The 22851-nt window shown below is 38.8% G+C and carries 23 protein-coding genes and 1 riboswitch; of the genes, 12 read left to right on the plus strand and 11 right to left on the minus strand.

The window, feature by feature from the left end:
* Positions 1–11: 11 nt before the first annotated feature.
* Together menB and B7E07_RS04990 are read left to right on the plus strand one after the other, a co-directional pair.
* Positions 12–833, plus strand: a complete 822-nt coding sequence (gene menB / locus B7E07_RS04985; RefSeq protein ID WP_080844329.1) for a 1,4-dihydroxy-2-naphthoyl-CoA synthase — start codon at positions 12–14, stop codon at positions 831–833.
* Positions 834–1167: 334 nt separating this feature from the next.
* Positions 1168–2649 carry an o-succinylbenzoate--CoA ligase gene (locus B7E07_RS04990; protein WP_080844330.1) on the plus strand — a complete coding sequence of 494 codons (1482 nt, stop codon included), beginning with the start codon at positions 1168–1170 and terminating at the stop codon, positions 2647–2649.
* 522 nt (positions 2650–3171) lie between these two features.
* Here B7E07_RS04990 and B7E07_RS04995 read toward each other — a convergent pair.
* The gene (locus B7E07_RS04995) at positions 3172–3816 is read right to left on the minus strand and encodes a pentapeptide repeat-containing protein (RefSeq protein WP_080844331.1); all 645 of its coding nucleotides are present in this window, start codon (positions 3814–3816) and stop codon (positions 3172–3174) included.
* Positions 3817–4328: 512 nt separating this feature from the next.
* Positions 4329–5315, minus strand: a complete 987-nt coding sequence (locus B7E07_RS05000) for a metal ABC transporter solute-binding protein, Zn/Mn family (protein WP_080844332.1) — start codon at positions 5313–5315, stop codon at positions 4329–4331.
* A gap of 302 nt (positions 5316–5617) precedes the next feature.
* On the opposite strand from B7E07_RS05000, the gene B7E07_RS05005 reads away from it, so the two are divergent.
* Positions 5618–6181, plus strand: a complete 564-nt coding sequence (locus tag B7E07_RS05005; protein ID WP_080844333.1) for a beta-class carbonic anhydrase — start codon at positions 5618–5620, stop codon at positions 6179–6181.
* Here the strand turns inward: B7E07_RS05005 and yidD are convergent.
* Entirely contained in the window at positions 6159–6422 is a 264-nt protein-coding gene (yidD, locus tag B7E07_RS05010; protein ID WP_373886043.1) for a membrane protein insertion efficiency factor YidD, read from the minus strand. The two genes, B7E07_RS05005 and yidD, sit on opposite strands and share 23 nt — an antisense overlap.
* A 191-nt stretch (positions 6423–6613) precedes the next feature.
* Here yidD and B7E07_RS05015 point away from each other — a divergent pair, with 191 nt between their 5' ends.
* Positions 6614–7087: an S-ribosylhomocysteine lyase gene (locus B7E07_RS05015; protein ID WP_080844334.1), complete on the plus strand. Its 474-nt coding sequence runs from the start codon at positions 6614–6616 to the stop codon at positions 7085–7087.
* A 75-nt stretch (positions 7088–7162) separates the two neighbouring features.
* On the opposite strand, the gene cls is transcribed toward B7E07_RS05015, so the two are convergent.
* Positions 7163–8611 (minus strand): cardiolipin synthase, encoded by a 1449-nt coding sequence (gene cls, locus B7E07_RS05020; protein ID WP_080844335.1) that lies wholly within the window; start codon positions 8609–8611, stop codon positions 7163–7165.
* 21 nt (positions 8612–8632) lie between these two features.
* Positions 8633–8806 carry a YtzI protein gene (gene ytzI / locus B7E07_RS05025; protein WP_257391399.1) on the minus strand — a complete coding sequence of 58 codons (174 nt, stop codon included), beginning with the start codon at positions 8804–8806 and terminating at the stop codon, positions 8633–8635.
* Between the two features lie 135 nt (positions 8807–8941).
* On the opposite strand from ytzI, the gene B7E07_RS05030 reads away from it, so the two are divergent.
* Positions 8942–9379, plus strand: coding sequence for a Dps family protein (locus B7E07_RS05030; protein ID WP_080844336.1), 438 nt, complete (start codon positions 8942–8944; stop codon positions 9377–9379).
* 459 nt (positions 9380–9838) lie between these two features.
* Here B7E07_RS05030 and B7E07_RS05035 read toward each other — a convergent pair whose 3' ends face one another.
* On the minus strand, positions 9839–10096 hold the full coding sequence (locus B7E07_RS05035) for a DUF6154 family protein (protein ID WP_080844337.1): 258 nt from the start codon (positions 10094–10096) through the stop codon (positions 9839–9841).
* Between the two features lie 189 nt (positions 10097–10285).
* Between B7E07_RS05035 and B7E07_RS05040 the strand changes: the two genes are divergently transcribed.
* Positions 10286–10609: a hydrolase gene (locus tag B7E07_RS05040; protein WP_080844338.1), complete on the plus strand. Its 324-nt coding sequence runs from the start codon at positions 10286–10288 to the stop codon at positions 10607–10609.
* 56 nt (positions 10610–10665) lie between these two features.
* Here B7E07_RS05040 and B7E07_RS05045 read toward each other — a convergent pair whose 3' ends face one another.
* On the minus strand, positions 10666–11526 hold the full coding sequence (locus B7E07_RS05045; RefSeq protein WP_257391400.1) for a DUF6612 family protein: 861 nt from the start codon (positions 11524–11526) through the stop codon (positions 10666–10668).
* Between the two features lie 197 nt (positions 11527–11723).
* On the opposite strand from B7E07_RS05045, the gene ytkD reads away from it, so the two are divergent.
* A complete protein-coding gene (gene ytkD, locus B7E07_RS05050) occupies positions 11724–12191 on the plus strand; it encodes an RNA deprotection pyrophosphohydrolase (RefSeq protein WP_080844339.1) in 468 nt (155 codons plus the stop codon).
* Positions 12192–12291: 100 nt separating this feature from the next.
* Here ytkD and B7E07_RS05055 read toward each other — a convergent pair whose 3' ends face one another.
* The 3 genes from B7E07_RS05055 to B7E07_RS05065 form a co-directional block, all read right to left on the minus strand.
* On the minus strand, positions 12292–13086 hold the full coding sequence (locus tag B7E07_RS05055; protein WP_139785700.1) for an ABC transporter permease: 795 nt from the start codon (positions 13084–13086) through the stop codon (positions 12292–12294).
* Positions 13076–13855 carry an ABC transporter ATP-binding protein gene (locus B7E07_RS05060; protein WP_080844341.1) on the minus strand — a complete coding sequence of 260 codons (780 nt, stop codon included), beginning with the start codon at positions 13853–13855 and terminating at the stop codon, positions 13076–13078. The genes B7E07_RS05055 and B7E07_RS05060 overlap by 11 nt, the downstream gene beginning before the upstream one ends.
* 157 nt (positions 13856–14012) lie before the next feature.
* Positions 14013–15008 carry an ABC transporter substrate-binding protein gene (locus tag B7E07_RS05065; protein ID WP_080844342.1) on the minus strand — a complete coding sequence of 332 codons (996 nt, stop codon included), beginning with the start codon at positions 15006–15008 and terminating at the stop codon, positions 14013–14015.
* Positions 15009–15132: 124 nt separating this feature from the next.
* Here B7E07_RS05065 and B7E07_RS05070 point away from each other — a divergent pair, with 124 nt between their 5' ends.
* Positions 15133–15912: an alpha/beta hydrolase family protein gene (locus B7E07_RS05070; protein WP_080844343.1), complete on the plus strand. Its 780-nt coding sequence runs from the start codon at positions 15133–15135 to the stop codon at positions 15910–15912.
* A gap of 40 nt (positions 15913–15952) precedes the next feature.
* A complete protein-coding gene (locus B7E07_RS05075) occupies positions 15953–16195 on the plus strand; it encodes a DUF2584 domain-containing protein (RefSeq protein WP_080844344.1) in 243 nt (80 codons plus the stop codon).
* 119 nt (positions 16196–16314) lie between these two features.
* Here the strand turns inward: B7E07_RS05075 and pckA are convergent, their stop codons facing one another.
* Entirely contained in the window at positions 16315–17901 is a 1587-nt protein-coding gene (gene pckA, locus B7E07_RS05080) for a phosphoenolpyruvate carboxykinase (ATP) (RefSeq protein ID WP_080844345.1), read from the minus strand.
* A gap of 212 nt (positions 17902–18113) precedes the next feature.
* On the opposite strand from pckA, the gene B7E07_RS05085 reads away from it, so the two are divergent.
* The 3 genes from B7E07_RS05085 to asnB all read left to right on the plus strand — a co-directional run bounded on the left by B7E07_RS05085 (position 18114) and on the right by asnB (position 22835).
* Positions 18114–18488 carry a thiol-disulfide oxidoreductase DCC family protein gene (locus B7E07_RS05085; protein ID WP_080844346.1) on the plus strand — a complete coding sequence of 125 codons (375 nt, stop codon included), beginning with the start codon at positions 18114–18116 and terminating at the stop codon, positions 18486–18488.
* Positions 18489–18587: 99 nt separating this feature from the next.
* A riboswitch (SAM riboswitch) is annotated at positions 18588–18703 on the plus strand.
* 244 nt (positions 18704–18947) lie between these two features.
* Positions 18948–20147, plus strand: a complete 1200-nt coding sequence (gene metK, locus B7E07_RS05090) for a methionine adenosyltransferase (protein WP_080844347.1) — start codon at positions 18948–18950, stop codon at positions 20145–20147.
* A 792-nt stretch (positions 20148–20939) separates the two neighbouring features.
* Positions 20940–22835 (plus strand): asparagine synthase (glutamine-hydrolyzing), encoded by a 1896-nt coding sequence (gene asnB / locus B7E07_RS05095; RefSeq protein WP_080844348.1) that lies wholly within the window; start codon positions 20940–20942, stop codon positions 22833–22835.
* Positions 22836–22851 lie beyond the last annotated feature (16 nt).

A 22851-nucleotide genomic window follows, 5' to 3' on the forward strand; every position in this document is an offset into this window, starting at 1 on the left:
AGGCAACAGAAATGTCAGCAGTTGAATGGGTTGCAGGACGCCAATATGAGGAAGTCCTATACGAAACGTATAATGGGATTGCAAAGATTACGATCAATCGCCCACAAGTACATAATGCTTTCACTCCAAGAACGGTAATGGAGCTTATTGATGCATTTGCGTATGCACGTGATGATGAAAATGTTGGTGTTATTATTTTAACTGGTGCTGGAGATAAAGCATTCTGTTCCGGCGGAGACCAGAAAGTTCGCGGTCATGGCGGATATGTCGGTGACGACCAAATTCCACGTCTAAATGTTCTTGACCTGCAGCGCTTAATTCGTGTTATCCCTAAACCAGTTATTGCGATGGTAAAAGGGTATGCAATCGGCGGCGGCCATGTTCTGCATATTGTTTGTGATTTAACGATTGCAGCAGATAATGCAGTATTTGGTCAAACGGGCCCGAAAGTCGGCAGTTTTGATGCTGGTTATGGTTCCGGTTACCTTGCAAGAATTGTCGGTCACAAAAAAGCACGCGAAATTTGGTACTTATGCCGTCAATACAATGCACAGGAAGCAATGGATATGGGACTTGTCAATACAGTTGTTCCGCTTGAAAAGGTTGAGGAAGAGACTATTCAATGGTGTGAGGAAATTCTTGAGAAAAGCCCAACAGCGATCCGTTTCCTTAAAGCAGCATTTAATGCAGATACAGACGGTCTTGCTGGTATTCAGCAATTCGCTGGTGATGCAACGCTTCTTTATTACACAACCGACGAAGCTAAAGAAGGAAGAGACGCGTTTAAAGAAAAACGCAAACCGGACTTTGGACAATTTCCGCGTTTCCCTTAATGTCAAAAAAGAAGGCTTGATGGTGAAATCCATCAAGCTTTTTTGTACTATCAGATAGTATAACTGAGCGGCGCCGAAGAAGAATCGAAATGGTGCTTTAGTGCTTATTTTAGGAATGGAGTATAAATGCAGCTAAGCCTCTGTCTGCGTTCTTACAGGATTTGCAGTCGGCGAGTTTTTTGTATAGTTTTTACATATAAGGATTTTGAGGAATCCTGGCTATTTCCTGTTTTGTTTGAAATTTATGAGTGATTACCGCATGTTTTGTCATATGCCTAGTTTGCTTACTACTCTTAATAGATGATAATGTTGTCGAAGAAAGGAGCGTGCTGGAATGGGAGAGCAGCTCATGGAAAACTTTTTAATTAAGCGTGCTTTCTTAACACCTGATCGCACTGCGATTGAGTTTGAAGGAACGCAATTTTCATTTAAGGAAGTATATGACCGTGCCGTGGATTTTGCAGGCAGAATGGCAGGACAAGGCTTACAAAAGAATGATTTTGCTGCAGTTCTCTTAAAAAACAGTGCAGACAGTGCAATTATTTTATATGCACTTCAGCTGCTGGGAGTAAAAGCGGTGATCTTAAACAGCCGCCTTACTGCAAGTGAACTTTCCTGGCAGGTTCAAGATTCAGTGTCAGCCTATTTAATAACTGAGGATTCATTCATTTCCGTTGCTGAAGAGGTAAAAGAGAGCTGCCCGGCCGTTATTGTATTGCAGAAAGAAAAATTGCATACTCTTGCATATAGTGAAGCACCAATAGTAAGAGAAATCGACTTGAACGATGTTTGTACAGTCATGTATACATCAGGAACAACAGGGAATCCGAAAGGTGTACTGCAAACGTACGGAAATCATTGGTGGAGTGCTGCAGGATCAGCATTAAACCTTGGTCTGGCTGAAAATGATTCATGGTTATGTACAGTCCCACTATTTCATATTAGCGGATATTCTATTTTAATGCGCTCTGTTATTTACGGAATTAACATACATATCTTAGAGCGTTTTCAGGCTAGAGAAGTTATTGAAGTTATCGAAAAAAGGAATATAACGATCATGTCCGTTGTGAGTACGATGCTTACTCAGATACTGGAGGAATTGGGTCAGGAGCGGCTTCCCAAGCATTTTCGCTGCATGCTGCTGGGAGGAGGGCCAGCACCACTAAGTCTTCTTGAAAGCTGTAAGGAAAAATCAATACCTGTTTATCAAACATATGGAATGACGGAAACTTCATCACAGGTTGCTACATTATCACCTGAATATAGTCTCATAAAGCTGGGATCGGCAGGAAAACCGCTTTTCCCTGCACAAATGAAAATAATGAATAATGATGAAAAAGAAGCCAGCCCAGGTGAACCGGGGGAAATTATCGTTAAGGGTTTCAACGTTACGATAGGCTATTTAAACAGAGAGAAAGACACCCAAGAGAAAATTAAAAATGGCTGGCTTGCGACTGGTGATCTTGGCTATATGGATGATGATGGATTTTTGTTTGTTTTAGACCGGCGTTCGGATCTCATCATTTCTGGCGGGGAGAATGTGTATCCAGCCGAAATAGAAGGTGTCTTAACAGCTCATCCCGAGATAGCTGATGCAGGTGTTATTGCCATGGAAGACCAGCGGTGGGGTCAGGTGCCAATTGCTTTTATCCAAGCCTCCAGCAATACGTTGACAGAAGAAGATATTAAGAATTATTGCCTGGAGCGGCTGGCAAAATATAAAATCCCAAAGAAAATGTACTTTATTGAAGAGATTCCCCGAAATGCGGCTAAAAAGATTTTGAGAAGAGAACTTAGAAAACTAATAGACGCGTAGTGAATTGATGGGGAAATGGAATACTGAGGCTGGGACATAAGTAACTAACATACCTATTGAACCGAATGGTAAGGAAGATCATCTTTCTAATCATTCGGTTTTTTATTTATAATTATAAAATATATTTTATTTCATGAGTGAAATGGAGCGGAGGGCCCTCGACTCCTGCGGGCTGCAGAGCAAAGGGTGAGACCCCGCAGGAACGAAGTGACGAGGAGGCTCAACTTGCTCCCCGCGGAAAGCGAGGGTCCGCAGCGCAATGGAACGGTCTTGATTAAATACCGAAACTAAGATATTGAATATTCGTGTTTTAGAAATATTAATTTCGTTTTGTCCCAGCCTCAAAGAGAATTGCCTAAAATTGATTTATAGAAGAATAATGGAAAAAAGCATATTAAAAAGGGACTCAGGAAATACACCATGCAGATCCTGAGTCCCTTTTCCTGTTAAACAATCATCTCCATTTGCCGATAAAAAGGTTCCTTTTCACCTCAGAGAAGCGATCAAGATGATTAACAAGTGCTATTCATATTTAACGAGCATTCCAAAAGCACTCACAAATGCGGCTGCCTGTGTGCTTGTAATAATACAGCCTTTAAGCAATTCAGGTGTAATGACTAATTCATCAAATGTACTGGTAGTAAGGTCAATCCCATCTAATTCTGTGCCTGTAAAATTAACAGCTTCTATATCGCATTGCTGAAATTGGAGTTGAGATTGTTTCATTTCAAAGAAATCTCCCTGTCTTAAATCAGTATGAAGAAACTTCGTTTGCTTTAAATCTGCAAATCCAAATGAAATATAATTACAATGACAATTTTCAAAGACAACATTTCGCAAAGTGGCATCTGAAAAATTCACACCAGTCAGCTTGCAATCTTTGAAAATAGCTCTATGAATAACTGCGTTCGATAAATCCGCATTAGATAAATCACAGCTTTCAAAGATGGCATCTGTGAGATTTAACTGTGGCAGTTCTTCATCTGTAAATCTGACATTCTGAAATATAACTTGCTCAAAGGTAAGCCTGTCTGTGTTGAAAAAAGGGAAATCTGTATGAGAAAAGATAGAAGCATGAATGAAAAAATCGTCATCATCTTCTAATTTCTTAAATTCTGTAAGTCTCGCTGGCATTTTAGGGGGCTGTATAGAGGCTATTTTTTTCATGATATTCCTTCTTTCCAATTGATGCTATTATTATAACAAAAATAATAGGTATCCACATATTGGACAGGAAGTGATCCAAAGCATTGGCGTTTTACACCTCTTGCCATGGATTCTTTATGAAACAAAAAAAGATGCCTTATTGGCATCTTTTTTGTATTATTCAGATAAAAATTGTTCTTTTTTTACAGCAATTGAACTTAAACCGGCCGCAGCAGCAAATGCAATTCCAAGTGTGATAAATGTTGTGATCATTTTTATTTTCACTCCTGTTATTTGTTGTTATTATTATCTTTCCCCAAATATCAGCTAATAAACAAATATATAAAAAGAATTTATATTTTTAGCCCAAGGAGTAGGGATTCCTTAGCTCTAATCTGCGAGTTTTTTAAACTATTAACGAAAGATAACAGAAAGACCCGAACAATTAGGCAGATCATATCCGCTGTTTGTTCGGGGTAACATGAGCTAAAGTTCTTACGCTTAAGCCTATTCGTTGGATGCTACTAATCGTCTTATTGCAAGGCCTTTTCTAAATTATTGAGGTTTTCATTCATAAGCGAAAAATAATCGGATTTATTTTGAATATCTTGATCTGTTAATACACCTAAATTGTGAAGCGTTAATGCTTCAGCACCGATTTCTGATTGTATGACTTCAGTGAGTTTGGAGCTGACATTTTGTTCAAAGAATATATATTGAAGCTGATGTTCTTTTGCTTCTTCAATAATGCTTTGCAGCTGTTTTTGAGACGGCTCATTAGATGTACTTAGTCCTGAAACGCTAATTTGTTCAATTCCATAACGCTCTTCCCAATAACCATAAGCAGCATGTGAAACAAGGATTTCTTTTTTCGGTGCCGCTTCAATCGCAGCTGTAAATTGTTGATCTAGTAAATCTAAATCCTTTGAAAGAGTTTCATAGTTTTCTTCGAATACTTCTTTATGTTCAGACATTTCTTCAATTAGAGCATCTTTGATCGATTCTGCCATTTCTTTTGCATAAAGTGGGTTGAGCCATACATGTGGATCAATATCTCCGTGATTATGACCATCATGTGATTCGTGGTGATGATCATGATCATCATGCTCGTGATCGTGAGCATGCTCTTCATGCTTCTCTTCATCATCATGTTCTTGAGATTCAATTGAAACGTTTTCTCCTGCTGAAAGGAGTGTTACATCTTCGTTTTTAAGGGTATCCTTTGCTTTTTCTACAAAACCTTCAAGACCTAGACCGATATAAACAAAGAGGTCGGCATCAGCTAATGAGATCATATCTTTTTGAGACGGTTCGAATGTATGCTCATCTGTTCCCGGCGGGTAAATAGACTTCGTTTCTACATAATCACCGCCAATTTCCTGTGCGAAAAATTGAAGTGGATATACAGTTGTATAGATCATTGACTTTCCGTCTTTATCTTCTGCTGTTGTATTATTGCTTGCACAGCCAGTTATAATCAAGCTTAGCAGCATTATAAGTGTAAATATGGTTTTTTTCATAAAATCTCGTTTCTCCTTTATATTGAACATTAAACGAACTATTTCGTTACTTCGACTCTATTATTTACAAAAGGGCATCTTGGCAATCTCTTTAAGCTAATAGCTAGTTTAAGAAACCTTCACTCAATCTATCGTAGTTATTCCGATTTATATCTCGTAATGGTTACGATTTTAACTATGTAATCTTACAAAATCCCATACTTAAATGCAAGTGTTAAATTTGTCTAGAAAGGAAGGATTTTGTATGATGTGTATAAGTATTTATTTATTAAGCTGAAATTTTGACTCTGGAGGTATAGAGAATGAAACTACTAAATGAATTATTAGAGTATAATGGAGAGTTTGTTAAGGAAGAACGATTTAAGGACTTTTCAACGACCAAGTTCCCAAACAAACGAATGGTCATCATTACATGCATGGACACTAGGCTTGTTGAACTTTTGCCTAAAGCACTGAACTTAAAGAATGGTGATGTGAAAATTGTTAAAAATGCTGGTGCATTAGTGACACATCCATTTGGCAGCATTATGCGAAGTGTCCTTGTCGCGGTTTATCAGCTTCAGGCGGATGAGGTATTTGTTATCGGCCACCATGATTGCGGTATGAGCGGGATGAAAGCAGATGCAGTCATTGAAAGTATGAAAGAAAGAGGCATTTCAGAGGATGCGCTAGACTCACTGACTTATTCAGGAATTGATGTGAAAGATTGGCTAAATGGCTTCGAAAAAGTGGAAGATAGTGTTGCCCACAGTGTACATATGGTGAAAAAACATCCATTAATGCCTAAGGATGTACCTGTACATGGTTTAGTAATCCATCCGGATACAGGAAAACTAGATCTGGTTATTGATGGTTATCGGTCTTAATCTTTTTCTTTTTATCTGGCCATTCCTCAGGTACTAAATCAACACCCCCAGGGTGAAATGGATGGCATTTAAAGATGCGTTTAATAGCTAGCCAGCCGCCTTTTAAGGCTCCGAAGCGCTTTACAGATTCAATCCCGTAGTGAGAGCAGGTTGGATAGAAACGGCAAGTAGGAGGCTTTAAAGGCGATATAACGACCTGGTAAAAGCGGAAAAGTCCTAATAATATTTTTTTTAGAATCATATTTGATCATTTCCTTTATTTTCATTTCATCATGTATGTTAAAACGATATCATATAATAGTGCAATCGTCTAAATTATAGAATTTACGATTAAGTTGATGAAATTACTCGGAATTTATTGTATAATAAAAGCAGTACGTAAACAGCAGCTAGCTATCCATTTTTAGCTGCAGAAAATAAGGAGTGACTACAATGCCTTCAGTTGAAAGCTTTGAATTAGATCATAATGCCGTAAAAGCCCCGTATGTAAGACATTGCGGAGTTCATAAAGTAGGTTCAGACGGTGTTGTTAATAAATTTGATATCCGCTTCTGCCAGCCGAACAAACAGGCAATGAAGCCGGATGTTATTCATACATTAGAGCATTTACTTGCGTTTAATATTCGTACACATTCTGAGAAATACGATCATTTTGATATCATTGATATCTCGCCAATGGGCTGCCAGACGGGCTATTATTTAGTTGTCAGCGGAGAGCCAACTGTCGAGGAAATTATTGACCTGCTTGAAGCAACGCTAACAGACGCAATAGAAACAGTAGAGATTCCTGCTGCAAATGAAAAGCAGTGCGGTCAAGCTAAGCTTCATGACTTAGAAGGCGCCAAGCGTCTTATGAAATTCTGGCTTGGTCAATCAAAAGAAGACTTAAAGCAAGTGTTTGCATAAGCATAAAAAGGACGGAGTGCGCTGGGCATTCCGTCCTTTTTTGTTCATCTGTAAAGTTGAAATACTCTGCAGCTTCTACAATATCGGTGAGAGCAGCCTTGAAATGGATTCTTTAAACCGAATCCATAATGGACGGTGTAAATAATCTTCATATGTGAGCTCTTTTGAAAGGGCAACATCCTCAACAAAACTGTCTACTAGCTTGGTGGAAACGTTCTGATCATAAATAAAAGCATTTACCTCAAAATTAAGTCGGAAGCTTCGAACATCAATATTCGCTGTGCCAACTGATGAAATCTGTTCATCAACAATAATGGTTTTTGCGTGAATAAAGCCATTCTCATAGATGAAAATCTTAGCACCTGCTTTAAGCATTTCTCCAATATAAGAATATGTTGCCCAATAAACAAACATATGGTCAGGCTTATTAGGAATCATGATTCTCACATCAACGCCTGATAATGCGGCGACCTTCAGCGAATCAAGCACACTTGCATCTGGAATAAAATAAGGCGTCTGAATAAGTATGGATTCTTTAGCGGAAGAAATCATTTTTAAATAACCATTTTTAATTTGCTCCCATTCTGAATCTGGGCCACTTGTAACGATTTGCATGCCTACAGTTCCCGTATTTTCAAGTAGTGGAAAATAAGAAGGAGCATAATGAATATCATGCCGGTGCGACGCTTGGTTCCAATCAAGAATAAACCTTGTCTGAATCGGATATACAGCACTGCCCTCGATGCGTAAGTGCGTATCCCGCCAATATCCGAATTTTGGATTTAATCCTAAATATTCGTCTCCAACATTAAATCCGCCAACATAGCCTATTTTTCCATCGATAATGGCCAATTTACGGTGATTACGGTAATTTAATCGCAAATTGATAAAGTGAAATCTTGAAGGGAAAAAAGCTTCAACCTCACCGCCAGCTGCTCTTAGCTCTTTAAAAAAGCCCTTCGTTAAGCTTCTTGATCCTAGATCGTCGTATAGTACTCGTACCTTGACACCTTGTTTTGCTTTCGCAATCAGAAGTTTTAGCAGCCTTTTTCCGAGATTGTCCCTTTTTAGAATATAATACTGCAAATGAACATGATCCTTGGCAGCATCGATATCATTGAAAAGTGCAGCAAACTTGTCATCGCCATCTGTGTAAATTTTGACAGCATTATCTTGTGTTAAGACAGCATCGTTGTTGACCAAATGCATGTAAATAATGTCACGGCTATTTTGAATCACTTCATTATGAAATTCGAAGCTTTTTGTACTAATCCCAATAATTTGATCTGACAGCATTTTGTCAATTCCAATTTTTTTACGATCTTCCCATTGAAACATTTTTCTTCTCGTCAAATTTTGTCCAAATAAAAGATACATGATAAATCCGAGAAAAGGGATAAAGAATAAAACCATTAGCCATGCCCAGGTCGAAGCTGCATCTTTGCGCTCAAGAAAAATAACGATAATTGCAAGCACAATATTTAAAAAGAAAAGCACCCCAAGTAGGATGGAATAGATATCCATTTAGTGTAATTCCCTTCTGTATTATTGATCAGTTTGTCTTGGCTGATGGTCTGAAGAAGGATCAGAAACATTCTCATCCTGAAGCGGATCAACCGTATGTTTAAACGTGTATGCTTTTGACGTAGTCACTACACTTAAAATTAATACTGTAAATACAATTAGTATGGCAATAACCACAATGGCTATATACATCATCTGGATCGTCCCCCTTTACACATGCTATTCTACCATGAAATGAATCATTCATGATAAAATCAATCACCCTTCAAGCTAGTTATTCTCCGTTTTACTTTTGAAGAAATGGGTATTATAAAAAGGGAGGATGATACAATGAACGAAAATCTTATTAAATCTGTCAATCAGCAAGTCGCAAATTGGACAATTTTATATGTGAAATTGCACAATTACCACTGGTATATTAAGGGTCGTCACTTTTTCACATTGCATGAAAAATTTGAAGAACTATATAATGAAGCAAATGTGCATATTGACGAACTCGCAGAAAGAATATTAGCTTTAGAAGGAAAACCGGTTGCCACAATGAAGGATTGTTTAGAAACGTCTTCACTAAAAGAAGCAACAGGGACTGAAACAGATGACGAAATGGTAAAAAGCATCTGTAAAGATTTCGAAAAGATGGTGGACGAGCTTCAAGAAGCCATTGAACTGGCAGAAGAAGCAAACGATGAAGGAACTGGCGATATGCTTATTGCCGTTAAACAAAGCTTAAAGAAACATATTTGGATGCTGAAAGCATACTTAGGATAATGTTTATTAAAAGGCTGATTCAACAAGAGTTGAATCAGCCTTTTTAGACCTCAAAGAAGTATACATTTAGAGAGTTTAGTTAAACAAGCTCGTTCCACCTGCACTGCGGACTCTGTTTTTCGTGGATCATAGAGCTGTATCTCCTCGTCGAGCTGCCCTGTGGAATTTCACCTTCTCCTCAATTGCCCACAGGAGTTGAGAGTCCTCCGCTCTATTTCACTCATGTTTGAAAAGAATTACTAAATAAAAACAAAAAACCGAGAGATAAGAAAGATTTACTTCCTAACCATTCGGTTCTATGTTCTATGGTCGTGTTAAAACGTATGTCTCAGCCACATTTCCATTTAATAAAAATCCTTTTTGGAAGGTTTTCTCAACATTCTCTTAAAATTGCCAATCAAAACTCTAAGGAGTTTTGATTTAGTTTTGTTCCAGCTATTCTTTTCAGCTTTATGTAAATCAATGTATATTGCGCTGATGCACAGGCAGTACTCTTTTTTGCCCGTAGTCTTCACTTGCGAATTTTCCCTTTAAGCTCTCAATTAAATAAATCCCCATTAAATTGTTCAGCTCTTGGTTGTCTAGATCATGAATGATGCCAAGTAAATCTTCCCGATTCATTTCCTCCAGGAAAGCAAAGGCGAGCATGTCAATGTCTTCCTCATCTCCTGTGAGCTTATCACGGTAAAGCTCATACAGTTCATCTATTAGCTTCATGTCTATTCACCTCCGTTTCCTTTAATATGTTTTTACCCTTAAAAAGATTAATATATGCGCTTTTAAAGTGTAAGTCTTACGTTAGTATATGTATTAACTTTTCGTTTGATCGTATTTTTCAAATTATTTTCATGAAATGATGACCCGCGATTCATACTAAGAGAAAATGTTTGGATAGGAGCGGTAAAAATGATGGATGAAAAAAAGACATATTATATTGGATTGGCAAACGGTGAAATTTCGCAGAGCTCTACAAGCTCGCCCTGGGATTTTAAAATTGAGGCAAATGACGAAGAGATTATCACCCTCAGGGAATATTTTGATCAAAACTATTCTACTGAATGGCAAAACTTCTACCGGGCACATGTGCCATATGTACAATACCATTATGATCAGGAAAATGATGCCTATGATTCAACATTACAGAAAATTTACGCCTTTATTTATAAACATGGAGATCATACGGCAAAAGAACATATTGAAAGTATGGGGATTCTTCCGGAGCAGAAATGAAGCGCAGGGCAATAAAAAAGCCCCGGCATTCTCTAGGAATGCCGGGGCTTCGTTATTTATAGTGCCATATCTACCGCTGAATCAAGAACTTCCTGCGGTACTGTAATGCTTTCAATATTATTGAAGTCTGTGTATTCGCCATTCACCGTTTGAACAACATTAACGGTATCGCCTTCAACGCCCATTTCCATATCCATCGTCATATTAAGAACATTTGGATAGAATGTTTCTTTATCAACTAGTATTTCATACTGTACGCTGTTGATGTTTAGTCCTTCGAATGCTTCTTCACCAGCACCAGCTGCCAACTCAGGCGGTAGATTTTCCATAGCTGTTTCTTTAATAAATTCGTTAAATTTATCACCGCTGGCATCTAATTTTAAGATATAATTTTGATCATCCTGCTCAAATGTGAAATCATCCGCAAACTCCTGCAGATTATTCAATTCTGCTCCAGGGTTTGTTTGCTGATCAGATAACTGAAGAAGCTGATCAGACATCTCTTGAGGGAATTTCATCCATTGTGCACTTGCTGTGTCATAAATAAAAATCCCATCTTCAGTAAAATAGCTCTCTGTTTCCATTGATTCACCTGCAAGGCTCATCGTCATATTCTGATAAAACGCTAAAGGCTCAGCTGTTACATCCATACTAATATCAGAGTTTGTTTGCATGCTTTCTTCACCAAGACTAATATCCTGGACTAAATTCATATCAACACTAAAGCTTTTCAATTCTTCAGAAGCAGCTGCTGATTTCTCGAATACCTCTTCAAGCGTTAACTCAGAAACTTTTTCTTGATCTTGCTCTTGTTCCTGATCTTCACTGCCTACTGGGTCTGCTGTCTGCCCACAGCCTGCTAAAAACAGCATAAAGGCTGTGATAAAGCTAATAAGTATAAACGGCTTTTTATTCAATGAATACAACTCCTTTTCTTTTTTCAATTAAACTATACGATGTTTTTCCCAAAAAAGATTCAAAATTGTTAAAAATGTTCCATTTTTCCTATGTAGATATGAAATTATTTTTCTATTACCCAAGATGGATATGTATTAAGCACTAAATTTAAAATCGTGATAAAATAATTAAAAATTTAAGTAAAGTAGTGATTTTAATGGTGCATTTTCAAGAAGAAAAGGGTGAGGTGCTGCGCTGGTCTTTTTCAAAAGGCAGTTTTCATCAGCCTGCATCCCATGTGTTAGTCATCACCATTTATAATAATCAATGGCTGCTGACAAAACATAAAGAAAGAGGCTTGGAGTTTCCCGGAGGTAAAGCAGAAAAGGGAGAAACCATTGAAGAAGCAGCGGTTAGAGAAGTATGGGAGGAGACGGGAGGAAGGATTGAAAACCTAATATTTCTTGGGGAATATGAACTCAATTTAAATGGAACTTCTTATGTAAAAGCAGTTTTTTTCGCTGAATTAGCGGATTTGTCCGTATTGGAATCTTACTTGGAAACAAACGGTCCTGTGTTAATGGAGGGAGATATTCTTCAAAAACGATGGGAATCTCAGTTCAGTTTTATTATGCAGGATGATATTGTAGAAATTTTCCTAAAAAGATGGAATTCTCTGCAATGATTAAGGATAATCCATTCTCATGATATGTAGAGGCCATTATCTCCAGCAGCCGGAATCGGTGCATGGAGAATGGCGGTCTCATCGGGTTATTGATACGTCATCAGTTATTTCTAATCAGCTTTTTCTCAAGCAATTCGACAAGCTGGTACATAACGGTTGCTAAAACAGCAATAACAAGCAGTGCAAGCATGACTAACGTAAAATTAAATACTTGGAATCCGTAAATAATCATATATCCTAATCCTTTGGATGCAACAAGAAATTCTCCGACAATGACCCCAACCCATGATAATCCAACATTTACTTTCAACGTTGAAATAATGACAGGAAATGAGGATGGAAGAATAGCCTCTTTAAAGATTTGCTTTCTTGTACCTCCAAAGGTTTGCATAACCTTCACATAGTTTGGATCAACTTCTCTAAAGGCGGTATAGACAACAATGGTCGTGATGATAACTGAAATGATGGCACCCATGGCGACAATGGATGTAAAGCTTGGTCCGAGTGCAACGATTAAAATAGGACCAAGCGCTACCTTAGGCATGGAATTTAAGATGACTAAATAAGGATCCAATATTTTTGAGAGCATCGGCGACCACCAGAGGATCGCTGCCAGCACAGTCCCTAGAAGTGTTCCTAAGATAAAGCCTAGTACTGTTTCTCCTAATGTATAGCTTAAATCAGCCAAAAGGCTGCCGTCTGCCATTTTATCAAGGAATAATGCCCACACTTTTGACGGTGAACTGAAAATGAGCGGATCGATCCACTGCAGTTGACTCGCAAGCTCCCAAAGAGCGAAGAAAACGATGAAGATAACGATTTGATAGAAGCGGACCCATCGCTTTTCTTTTTTTAGGGATTGAATGTATTGCGAATGCAAAATTTTAGTATTCATCTTTTGTTCCAAGGGATTCCAGCTCCTTCCATATCGTTTGGAAAATATCAGAATAAGCTGCATGATTCCGAGCCTCAAATGGGGTGCTATCTCTTAGTTCTTTTGGTATTATGAATGTTTTATGAATTTGCCCTGGTCCTGCAGAGAATAGGAATACACGGTCACTCATCGCAATCGCTTCTCCTATATCATGTGTGACTAAAATAGCTGTCTTTTTAAATGATTTTAGCGTGTTGGATACGAGATCCTCGAGCTTAAGTTTTGTCTGATAATCGAGTGCAGAAAAGGGTTCATCCAGCATAAGCAGTTTTGGCTCCGTTGCAAGTGTACGTACTAATGCTGCTCTTTGCCGCATGCCTCCTGATAATTGCTTCGGGAATTGTGACTGTACTCCTACAAGGCCCATTTCTTCAAGTAAACGAATGGTCGTTTCTCTGTTTTCTTCATTCAAGCGACCCGCAACCTTTAAACCAAGTAAAATATTTTCTTCAATTGTTTTCCAAGGAAAAAGATAGTCCTGCTGCAGCATATAGCCAATATCGTGCTGAAGAGACTGTACAGGCTGATTCTTCAGTGTTACATCTCCTTCCGTTGGAGATAGCAGTCCGGCGATGATTGAAAGCAACGTCGTTTTCCCGCATCCGCTTGGGCCAAGAAAGGAAACAAATTCCCCTTCTTCAACCATAAGCGAAACATCGGAGAGGGCCGTAACTGCACTGGTCTTTGTAAAATAGGTGTGATGTATTCGATCAATTTTTAAGAAATCCATCATCGGCCTCCTCTTTTTCTAAAATGTTATAGCCTTCTATTAAATTGTTTTATGCTTGTCGCGGCTGGGCAAGCCGCCTCCGCTTTTCTCGGTCTAGCTCCGGCGGCTAGCCGCTCGAGGTCATAAGTCGTTCCTGGGCAAGCCGCCTCCGCTTTTCTTATTCCATTACACTTTCTGCGAATTCGGTGTTAACAAGTTCTTCATAATCAATTCTTTTTGGAAGTTCTCCTGCTTCGTCCATAATATTTTGCAGGTTATCCCATTCTTCTGCATCAAGGATTGGATCTGTTGCAAAGGAACCCTGACTTTTATAGCGATCGACTGCCATTTCAATAATTTCGGTATCTGTATCCTCAAAGTAGCCGCTAATGGCTTCAGCTGTTTCTTTTGCGCTGTGCGAATCTACCCATTGCTGTGCTTTATAGATTGCTCTTGTAAATTTCTCAACGGTTTCGTTGTTCTCTTCCATAAAACTGTCTTTTGTCATAAAAGTCGTGTAAGGCAAATGTCCTGATTCAACCCCAAACGAAGCGACAATGTGGCCGATCCCTTCTTTTTCAAATACACTTGCAGTTGGCTCAAATAATTGAACAAATTCTCCTGTTCCTGAAGAAAAGGATGGTGCAATGTTTGCAAAGTCAATATTTTGGATAAGGTTTAAATCATTGTGTGGATCAATTCCATGCTTTTTTAATGTGAATTCACCAGCCATTTGCGGCATACCGCCTTTACGCTGGCCAAGGAATGTGCTGCCTTCTAACATCTCCCATGAGAAATTATCAATCTTTTCACGGGAAACTAAAAAAGTTCCGTCTGTTTGAGTGAGCTGCGCAAAATTAATGACCGGATCATTTGCTCCCTGAGCTGCAACGTAAATAGAAGTTTCAGAACCAACAAGTGCAACATCGATACTATCGGAGAGCAAAGCAGTCATTGTTTTATCTCCGCCTGCTGTTGTGGTAAGCTCGATATCAAGCCCCTCTTCTTCAAAAAAGCCTTTTTCAATGGCGACATATTGAGGTGCATAAAAAATGGAGCGCGTAACCTCGCCAATTTTCACTTTTTGCAGATCACTGCTTCCGCAGGCTGCCAGTGGAATAATAAGTACAAAAATAAGCAAAATAGAGAAACTGATTTTTAGAGATTTTTTCATAAGTAAATAATCCTCCTTTACAAACTAACTTGGTGTAAATGCCTAAAATATCGTATGAATAAGGGCGGAATGTGTGAATGCCTATAAAAGAAAAATTATTTGTTATCTGACGGAGCTGATTTAGATGAAACATTTACATTCTAAAATTCGTTTTCCATCTCCGCATCCAGAAGTCGATCTCTTTCTCGTCAGTTATTATGGTGATGGGCTGCTGATGAAGGGTTTGTTGGCAGTGCCTAAAGGAGATGGGCAGTATGAAGGATTTCTTTATTTAAGAGGTGGAATTAAAAGTGTAGGAAAGGTAAGACCAGCACGGATTACCCAATTTGCCTCAGAGGGCTTCATCATCTTTGCCCCTTTTTATAGAGGTAATCAAGGCGGTGAAGGGAATGAAGATTTTGCTGGAGAAGATAGAGGAGATGCGTTTGCAGCTTTTGAATTACTAGAATCTCATCCACTCGTTAAGAATGTGCATGTCTTTGGATTTTCCAGAGGTGGAGTGATGGCGCTATTAACGGCTATTCATTTTCCACAGACTGCCTCTGTTGTCACCTGGGGCGGTGTAAGTGATATGTCACTGACATATGTGGAACGAAAGGATCTCCGCAGAATGATGAAGAGGGTGATTGGCGGAACACCTGTGAAATTTCCTGATGAATACCGTTTTCGAACTCCTTTATATGAGTTGGAGAAAGTGTCAGCACCTATTTTAATCATCCACGGAGTCAAGGATCAAAATGTATCCATTGAACACTCATATAGGCTTGAAAAACGGTTAAATGAGCTTCAGAAATCAAATGAAAGCTGGTATTTTGAAGACTATACGCATTATTTCCCTCCGGTAATGAATAGAAAAATAGTCCGCGACTTAACTGCCTGGATGAAAAAACAAACCCAGCCATGATAAAATAAGGTGAATCAGTAATCTTGAAGGAGCGAAATCAATGGGAATGCCATTAGAGTTAAATACAATGATTGTGACAAAAGGGAAAGAAAAAAGATTGGATGAAAATAATTTTAAGCTGACGAAAGACGGCTATCGCCTTTATCCGCTAGACATCCCTCTTGAAGTAAAGAAGACAAAAGACGGTGAACTGAGCGGAACAGGAATCATCCAAACATTGACACTTGAAAATAATCAAACAACGATTACCTACAAACTGGTTGCCTTAAAAAGCACTAACTAAAAAACACCCCCAATCTTTTAATGGATTGGGGGTGTTTTCTTTACTCTTTCAAGAGAGAGTATATTAGCAGAATTGAAGAAAATTCGGCGGCTAATAAGCTTGCCAATTGGCTAGTTTCTTTATACAGCCGGTCCGCCTTTTTCAATAATGTCATTAGCTACATTATCAAACTTTTTAAAGTTATCACGGAATTTGGCTGCAAGTTCTTTTGCTTTTTTATAATAGGCCTCTTGGTCAGCCCACGTTTTATGAGGCTGAAGTACTTCATCAGGAACGCCGGTTACATGAAGCGGAACGTCCAAGCCAAAGATTTCATTCTTGATGGTTTCAACGTTGTTTAATTCGCCTTCCAAGGCTGCTTCAACCATTGCTCTGGTATATGCGAGTTTCATGCGGCTTCCAGTACCGTATTCTCCGCCAGTCCATCCTGTATTGACCAAATAAACCTTTGTATTATGTTCATCCATTTTTTTGCCGAGCATTTCAGCGTATTGTATTGCAGGCAGCGGCAGGAATGGCGAACCGAAGCATGTAGAGAATGTAGCTTGCGGTGACGTAACTCCCCGCTCTGTGCCAGCCAGCTTGGACGTATAGCCGCTCAAGAAATGATACATAGCCTGTTCTTTTGAAAGCTTAGAAATAGGAGGCAGTACGCCAAATGCATCAGCCGTCAGGAAGATAATTGTATTTGGATGCCCTGCGACACTTGGATCAACAATATTATTAATTGCCTGCAATTGATAGGCAGCCCTAGTATTCTCTGTCAGCGTGTTATCATCATAATCAGCGATTCTAGTTTCATGATCTAGCGCAACATTTTCCAGGACAGCTCCAAAACGAATGGCATTAAAAATCTGAGGTTCTTTTTCAGCTGCGAGATTAATGCATTTCGCATAGCAGCCGCCTTCAATATTAAATACGCCATTTGGTGACCAGCCGTGCTCATCATCTCCAATTAAACGGCGATTGTTATCAGCTGATAAGGTTGTTTTTCCAGTTCCGGATAATCCAAAAAATAAAGCAACATCGCCTTCTCTTCCGACATTGGCTGAGCAGTGCATTGGGAGGATCCCGTTTTCAGGAAGAATATAGTTCATAACCGAAAAAATTGATTTTTTCATCTCTCCAGCATATTCTGTACCGCCAATTAGCACTGTGCGTCGTTCAAAAGAAATAATGATAAAAGTTTCGGATGCTGTTCCGTCAATTTCAGGATCCGCTTTAAAGTTTGGTGCTGAAATAACAGTAAATTCAGACTTATGACCCGGCAATTCATCAGCCGACGGACGGATAAAAAGCTGATGTGCAAACAAGTTATGCCAAGCATATTCATTGATTACTTGAATGGGAAGGCGATGTTTTGAATCTGCACCAGCATATCCTTTAAAAACAAAAACTTCATCTTGATTCTTTAAATAGGACAGGACCTTATCATATAAACGGGAAAATGCTTCTTCAGAAATTGGCTGATTTACAGGGCCCCAATCAATTTTACCGATTGTAGAAGGTTCTTCAACAATGTACTTATCTTTTGGAGAGCGTCCCGTATATGTCCCGGTAGTGGCACGAACAGCACCAGTAGAGGTTAACACACCTTCGCCTCTCTTTAATACTTTTTCAACAAGCTGTGGGACAGAAAGCTGTGTGTGAATATGTTCGGAATTTAATAATTGTGATAATCCGTTCGACAGGCTAACAGAGTTCATCTGATGAATACCTTCCTTTTTTTAGAATTAGTAGTACAATTTATGAAAGTGATTACATCTCTCGAATAGTATAACACATTTATATGAATAGTCTATACTATTTGTGTGTGTTGTGAAAAAGAAATTCATAAAATGTGCAACCTCCTAAAGCATTTTTACATATTTACTAAAGGAATGTTAAAATAAAGAAAAGTACGAAATGAGCTGATTAAATGAAGATGACCGTTTTATATGATGGAACTTGTTCATTATGCAAGGAGTCGAAACGTGTATTCGAAAAGCTCGATTGGCGAGGCAAGGCAGCTTGGATGTCTCTTCAGGAATATGAAAAAATCTCTGATGGAACACATTTTAATAAAAAGGAATTACGTAAAGAAATTCATCTGATCACAAGCAATGGTAAAGTTGTAAAAGGATATTATGCTGTAAGACTAATAATGCTTCAGTGCCCGCCTGTTTTTGTGCTCGGCTTACTGATGTATCTCCCGCTTGTGCCCCTAATTGGCAACCCCATTTATAAATGGGTTGCTAAAAATAGACACAAGTTCTTTAGAAGGAAATGTGATGATGGAAGCTGTGCTTTGTAATAAATCCGAGTGGTTTAATGAGGAATTTACAATTAGTTTAGAAAAATAAATTGACATCCTTTAGACTTGTACGCTAATATTTACAGTTGAACGGATACTCTCTTATCCCGAGCTGGTGGAGGGACAGGCCCTATGAAACCCAGCAACCTGCTTATTTTTTTTATAAGGCAAAGGTGCTAACCTGAAGCAAGGATCCAGTCCTTGAACGATAAGAGTGAAAGGCGCGAATCGATTTGCTTTCAACCTTTTCACTTGTGAGAAGGTTTTTTATTTTGCAGTCAGACGCTTTTTATGGCGGCAGAATCAAGCGGAATGTACTTTTTGTTACCGCTGAATTTCGACCAATTATAATAAAATCGCCATGTTTATTTCATACTACTAAGGGAATGAGTTCCGTATCAATTTAAGATTCATTGTCATACAATAATCTTGCCAATTTGAAGTTAGGGAGGAACCCAGATGTCAACAAAACGCCGTTTGTTTACTTCTGAATCAGTAACTGAAGGTCATCCAGATAAAATTTGTGACCAGATTTCTGATGCTATTCTAGATGCAATTCTTTCAAAGGATGCAAATGCACGTGTTGCTGCAGAAACGTCTGTAACAACAGGGCTTGTATTAGTTGCTGGAGAAATTACAACTTCTACATATGTAGATATTCCAAAAATTGTTCGTGAAACAGTTAAAGAAATTGGCTATACACGTGCGAAATATGGATTTGATGCTGAGACATGCTCTGTTTTAACATCAATTGATGAACAGTCAGCTGATATTGCTATGGGTGTTGATCAGGCTCTTGAAGCGCGTGAAGGTCAGATGAGCGATGAAGAAATTGAAGCCATTGGAGCAGGAGACCAAGGTTTAATGTTCGGATTTGCTTGTAATGAAACAAAGGAGCTTATGCCGCTTCCAATTTCATTAGCTCATAAATTATCACGCCGTTTAACAGAAGTTCGCAAAGAGGAAATTCTTCCTTACCTGCGTCCTGACGGTAAAACACAGGTTACAGTTGAGTATGATGAAAATAACAAACCAGTTCGCATTGATACAATTGTTATCTCTACTCAGCACCATCCTGAAGTATCATTAGAGCAAATTCAGCGTAATTTAAAAGAATATGTCATTAACCCTGTTGTACCAAGTGAGTTAATTGACGAAAACACTAAGTATTTTATTAACCCAACTGGCCGTTTTGTAATCGGCGGACCTCAAGGGGACGCAGGTTTAACGGGACGTAAAATTATTGTTGATACGTACGGCGGCTATGCACGTCATGGCGGAGGCGCGTTCTCTGGTAAGGATCCAACTAAAGTGGACCGTTCTGCTGCTTATGCTGCTCGTTATGTTGCTAAAAACCTTGTTGCAGCTGGATTAGCTGATAAAGTTGAAGTTCAGCTTGCATACGCAATTGGTGTAGCGCAGCCTGTATCCATTTCTGTAGACACATTTGGAACAGGTAAGGTATCTGAGGATGTTCTTGTTGATGTTGTCCGAAACAACTTTGACTTGCGCCCAGCAGGCATTATCAATATGCTTGATCTGCGCCGTCCAATCTACAAGCAGACTGCTGCATACGGACATTTTGGCCGTACAGACTTAGACCTTCCTTGGGAGCGCACTGACAAAGCTGATGCTCTTCGTACAGAAGCTTTACAGTAAAAAATAGCACTTTTAGAAAGAAGCTAATCATTGGTTTACATGCCGATGGTTAGCTTTTTTGATTGCGGAGAGAGATTCAGCAAGGGCTTAGGTCTATGAAGTTATGAGAGGTGCATTAGGAATGAGGAAAGGAAAAAGGTGAACGTAAGAGGTTGATACGCAGGCCTTTATAATCTAGAGAAAGGAAACATTGGTGCGGAGAGGCGGGTAAGGGTGAAACATACCTTTGAAACCTTGAAAAAGGGAAATTGAGGAGTGGAAAAGGGAGAAATACACCTCTGAAATCCAGAAAAAGGAAAAAAGAGTCGCGTAAAACGCAGAAACACATCTCTGAAATCCAGAAAAAGGAAAACAGGGTCGCGTAAAACGCAGAAACACACCTCTTAAATCCAGAAAAAGGAAAACAAAGTCGCGTAAAACGCAGAAATACACCTCTAAAACCCATAAAGGAAAGCTAAGGGGCGAAGGAGGCTTAAAGCAGCGTCTTGTACAGTTTATCACTTGATTGAATCGTTAATTTAATGATCTCAGCCTGCAACCACATAAAAATGAAACATTTTCGCATTTTTTAACGTCAAAGAGTATATAGGTGTATCTGCAGATGGTTATCCTCTTCTGAATTCGTTAAAGCTAAGAAGGAGCCAGTTTTCTCATTTCCTCTCTTTTCCAATAGAAGTAACATGAATTTAATACATTAGGTAGTGCCATTTTCGGCTATTTAATGGTAGTATTAGAAGGTATTTTTATATGAAGAAAAACTCAAGACTGAACAGATAAGTGGGTGCTACATACATGTGTGGTTTTATTGGTTGCGTGCATAATCAGGCACAGCAATACCGTGAAGATGTGAAAGAACAATTTACAAAAATGAACAATGTGATTACACATAGAGGTCCAGATGATTCTGGCTATTATTACGATGATTATGTCCAATTCGGATTCCGCAGACTAAGTATTATTGATATTGAGAGCGGACATCAGCCATTGACTTATGAAAATGAGCGTTTCTGGATTATCTTTAATGGAGAGATTTACAACTATGTAGAGCTCCGTGAAGAATTAATTCAAGAAGGGCTGACATTTGTTACGCATTCTGATACGGAAGTGATTATTGCGTTGTTCAGCCATTACAAAGAAAAGGCCGTAGAAAAACTGCGCGGTATGTTTTCATTTGTTATTTGGGATAAGCAGGAAGAACGCCTTTATGGCGCAAGAGATCCGTTTGGAATTAAGCCTTTCTTTTATTTTGATGATGGTGAGAAAACATTCTTTGCTTCTGAAAAGAAGAGCATTATGCTTGCTCAGCAAAATGACGTCATTAACTATGAATCGCTTCAGCATTATTTAACTTATCAATTTGTACCTGAACCGTTTACGATGACAGATGGCATTAACAAGCTTGAGCCTGGTCATTATTTCACGAAAAAAATGGGCGAAAAGATGGAGATTAAGCGTTATTGGAAAGCATCTTTCAAACCTGTTCAAAAATCAGAAACTGATTTTATTAAAGAGATTAAGGATGTAATGTTCGATTCAGTAAAAATGCATATGAGAAGTGATGTGCCAGTTGGTTCCTTTTTATCTGGCGGTATTGACTCATCCATCATTGCGTCTATTGCTAAAGAATATCACCCATCCATTAAAACATTCTCGGTTGGTTTTGAGCATAACGGCTTTAGTGAGGTTGATGTTGCTCAGGAAACGGCTGAAAAGCTTGGTGTAGAAAATATCAGCTATATTATTACGCCGGAAGAATATATGAATGAAGTGCCAAAGATTATGTGGCATATGGATGATCCGCTTGCTGATCCGGCTTGTGTACCGCTTTACTTTGTTTCGCGTGAAGCACGTAAGCATGTCACAGTTGTCTTATCAGGTGAAGGGGCAGACGAATTGTTTGGCGGATATAATATTTATCGTGAGCCTCAATCATTAGAAATGTTCAACAAAATTCCTGCGGTCGGTAAATCTTTTCTTCGTTTGTTAGCGAAAATGATGCCAGAGGGCATGAAGGGAAAAAGCTTCATTGAACGCGGAGTAACACCAATGGAAGAGCGCTATATTGGAAATGCCAAGATGTTTACAGAACAGGAAAAGAAGAATCTCCTGCATGTGTATAACGATGGTTTGAAATATACAGACATCACGAAGCCGCTTTATGCGGAAAGCCGCGGATATGACCCGGTTGATACGATGCAGTATATCGATATTCATACTTGGATGCGCGGAGATATTCTTCTTAAAGCAGATAAAATGACGATGGCACATTCGCTTGAACTGCGCGTGCCTTTCCTTGATAAAGAAGTGTTTAAAGTAGCTTCTACTATTCCGACAAGCTTAAAAACGGCGAATGGCACTACTAAGTATATCCTTCGTAAGGCTGCTGAAGGTGTTGTGCCTGATCACGTCCTGAATAGGAAAAAACTTGGATTCCCTGTTCCAATTCGTCACTGGCTAAAAAATGAAATGAATGAATGGGCGAAAAACATTATTCGTGAAAGCCAAACAGATCATTTAATTCACAAGGATTATGTTTTAAGGCTTCTTGAAGATCATTGTCAAAACAAGGCAGATTACAGCCGTAAAATATGGACAGTGCTGATGTTTATGGTTTGGCATGCAGTCTATATTGAAAAGAAATACTCATTTGAAGAGGACGCGCTAAAAGCTAAACAGCTGCAGCATTAAGAAAAAGCCTGGGCAT

Source organism: Cytobacillus gottheilii (genome assembly GCF_900166665.1).
Taxonomy (GTDB): domain Bacteria; phylum Bacillota; class Bacilli; order Bacillales; family Cytobacillaceae; genus Cytobacillus; species Cytobacillus gottheilii_A.

Bases quoted from the DNA above. Each gene is read 5' to 3' on its own strand.
- B7E07_RS05015 (WP_080844334.1), top strand. From the start codon at position 6,614: ATGCCTTCAGTTGAAAGCTTTGAATTAGATCATAATGCCGTAAAAGCC.
- B7E07_RS04995 (WP_080844331.1), bottom strand. From the start codon at position 3,816: ATGAAAAAAATAGCCTCTATACAGCCCCCTAAAATGCCAGCGAGACTT.
- cls (WP_080844335.1), bottom strand. From the start codon at position 8,611: ATGGATATCTATTCCATCCTACTTGGGGTGCTTTTCTTTTTAAATATT.
- B7E07_RS05060 (WP_080844341.1), bottom strand. From the start codon at position 13,855: ATGGATTTCTTAAAAATTGATCGAATACATCACACCTATTTTACAAAG.
- metK (WP_080844347.1), top strand. From the start codon at position 18,948: ATGTCAACAAAACGCCGTTTGTTTACTTCTGAATCAGTAACTGAAGGT.
- B7E07_RS05085 (WP_080844346.1), top strand. From the start codon at position 18,114: ATGAAGATGACCGTTTTATATGATGGAACTTGTTCATTATGCAAGGAG.
- menB (WP_080844329.1), top strand. From the start codon at position 12: ATGTCAGCAGTTGAATGGGTTGCAGGACGCCAATATGAGGAAGTCCTA.
- B7E07_RS05075 (WP_080844344.1), top strand. From the start codon at position 15,953: ATGGGAATGCCATTAGAGTTAAATACAATGATTGTGACAAAAGGGAAA.
- B7E07_RS05040 (WP_080844338.1), top strand. From the start codon at position 10,286: ATGATGGATGAAAAAAAGACATATTATATTGGATTGGCAAACGGTGAA.
- B7E07_RS05000 (WP_080844332.1), bottom strand. From the start codon at position 5,315: ATGAAAAAAACCATATTTACACTTATAATGCTGCTAAGCTTGATTATA.
- B7E07_RS04990 (WP_080844330.1), top strand. From the start codon at position 1,168: ATGGGAGAGCAGCTCATGGAAAACTTTTTAATTAAGCGTGCTTTCTTA.
- B7E07_RS05070 (WP_080844343.1), top strand. From the start codon at position 15,133: ATGAAACATTTACATTCTAAAATTCGTTTTCCATCTCCGCATCCAGAA.
- B7E07_RS05055 (WP_139785700.1), bottom strand. From the start codon at position 13,086: ATGAATACTAAAATTTTGCATTCGCAATACATTCAATCCCTAAAAAAA.
- pckA (WP_080844345.1), bottom strand. From the start codon at position 17,901: ATGAACTCTGTTAGCCTGTCGAACGGATTATCACAATTATTAAATTCC.
- B7E07_RS05005 (WP_080844333.1), top strand. From the start codon at position 5,618: ATGAAACTACTAAATGAATTATTAGAGTATAATGGAGAGTTTGTTAAG.
- ytkD (WP_080844339.1), top strand. From the start codon at position 11,724: ATGGTGCATTTTCAAGAAGAAAAGGGTGAGGTGCTGCGCTGGTCTTTT.
- yidD (WP_373886043.1), bottom strand. From the start codon at position 6,422: ATGATTCTAAAAAAAATATTATTAGGACTTTTCCGCTTTTACCAGGTC.
- B7E07_RS05065 (WP_080844342.1), bottom strand. From the start codon at position 15,008: ATGAAAAAATCTCTAAAAATCAGTTTCTCTATTTTGCTTATTTTTGTA.
- B7E07_RS05035 (WP_080844337.1), bottom strand. From the start codon at position 10,096: ATGAAGCTAATAGATGAACTGTATGAGCTTTACCGTGATAAGCTCACA.
- ytzI (WP_257391399.1), bottom strand. From the start codon at position 8,806: ATGATGTATATAGCCATTGTGGTTATTGCCATACTAATTGTATTTACA.
- asnB (WP_080844348.1), top strand. From the start codon at position 20,940: ATGTGTGGTTTTATTGGTTGCGTGCATAATCAGGCACAGCAATACCGT.
- B7E07_RS05030 (WP_080844336.1), top strand. From the start codon at position 8,942: ATGAACGAAAATCTTATTAAATCTGTCAATCAGCAAGTCGCAAATTGG.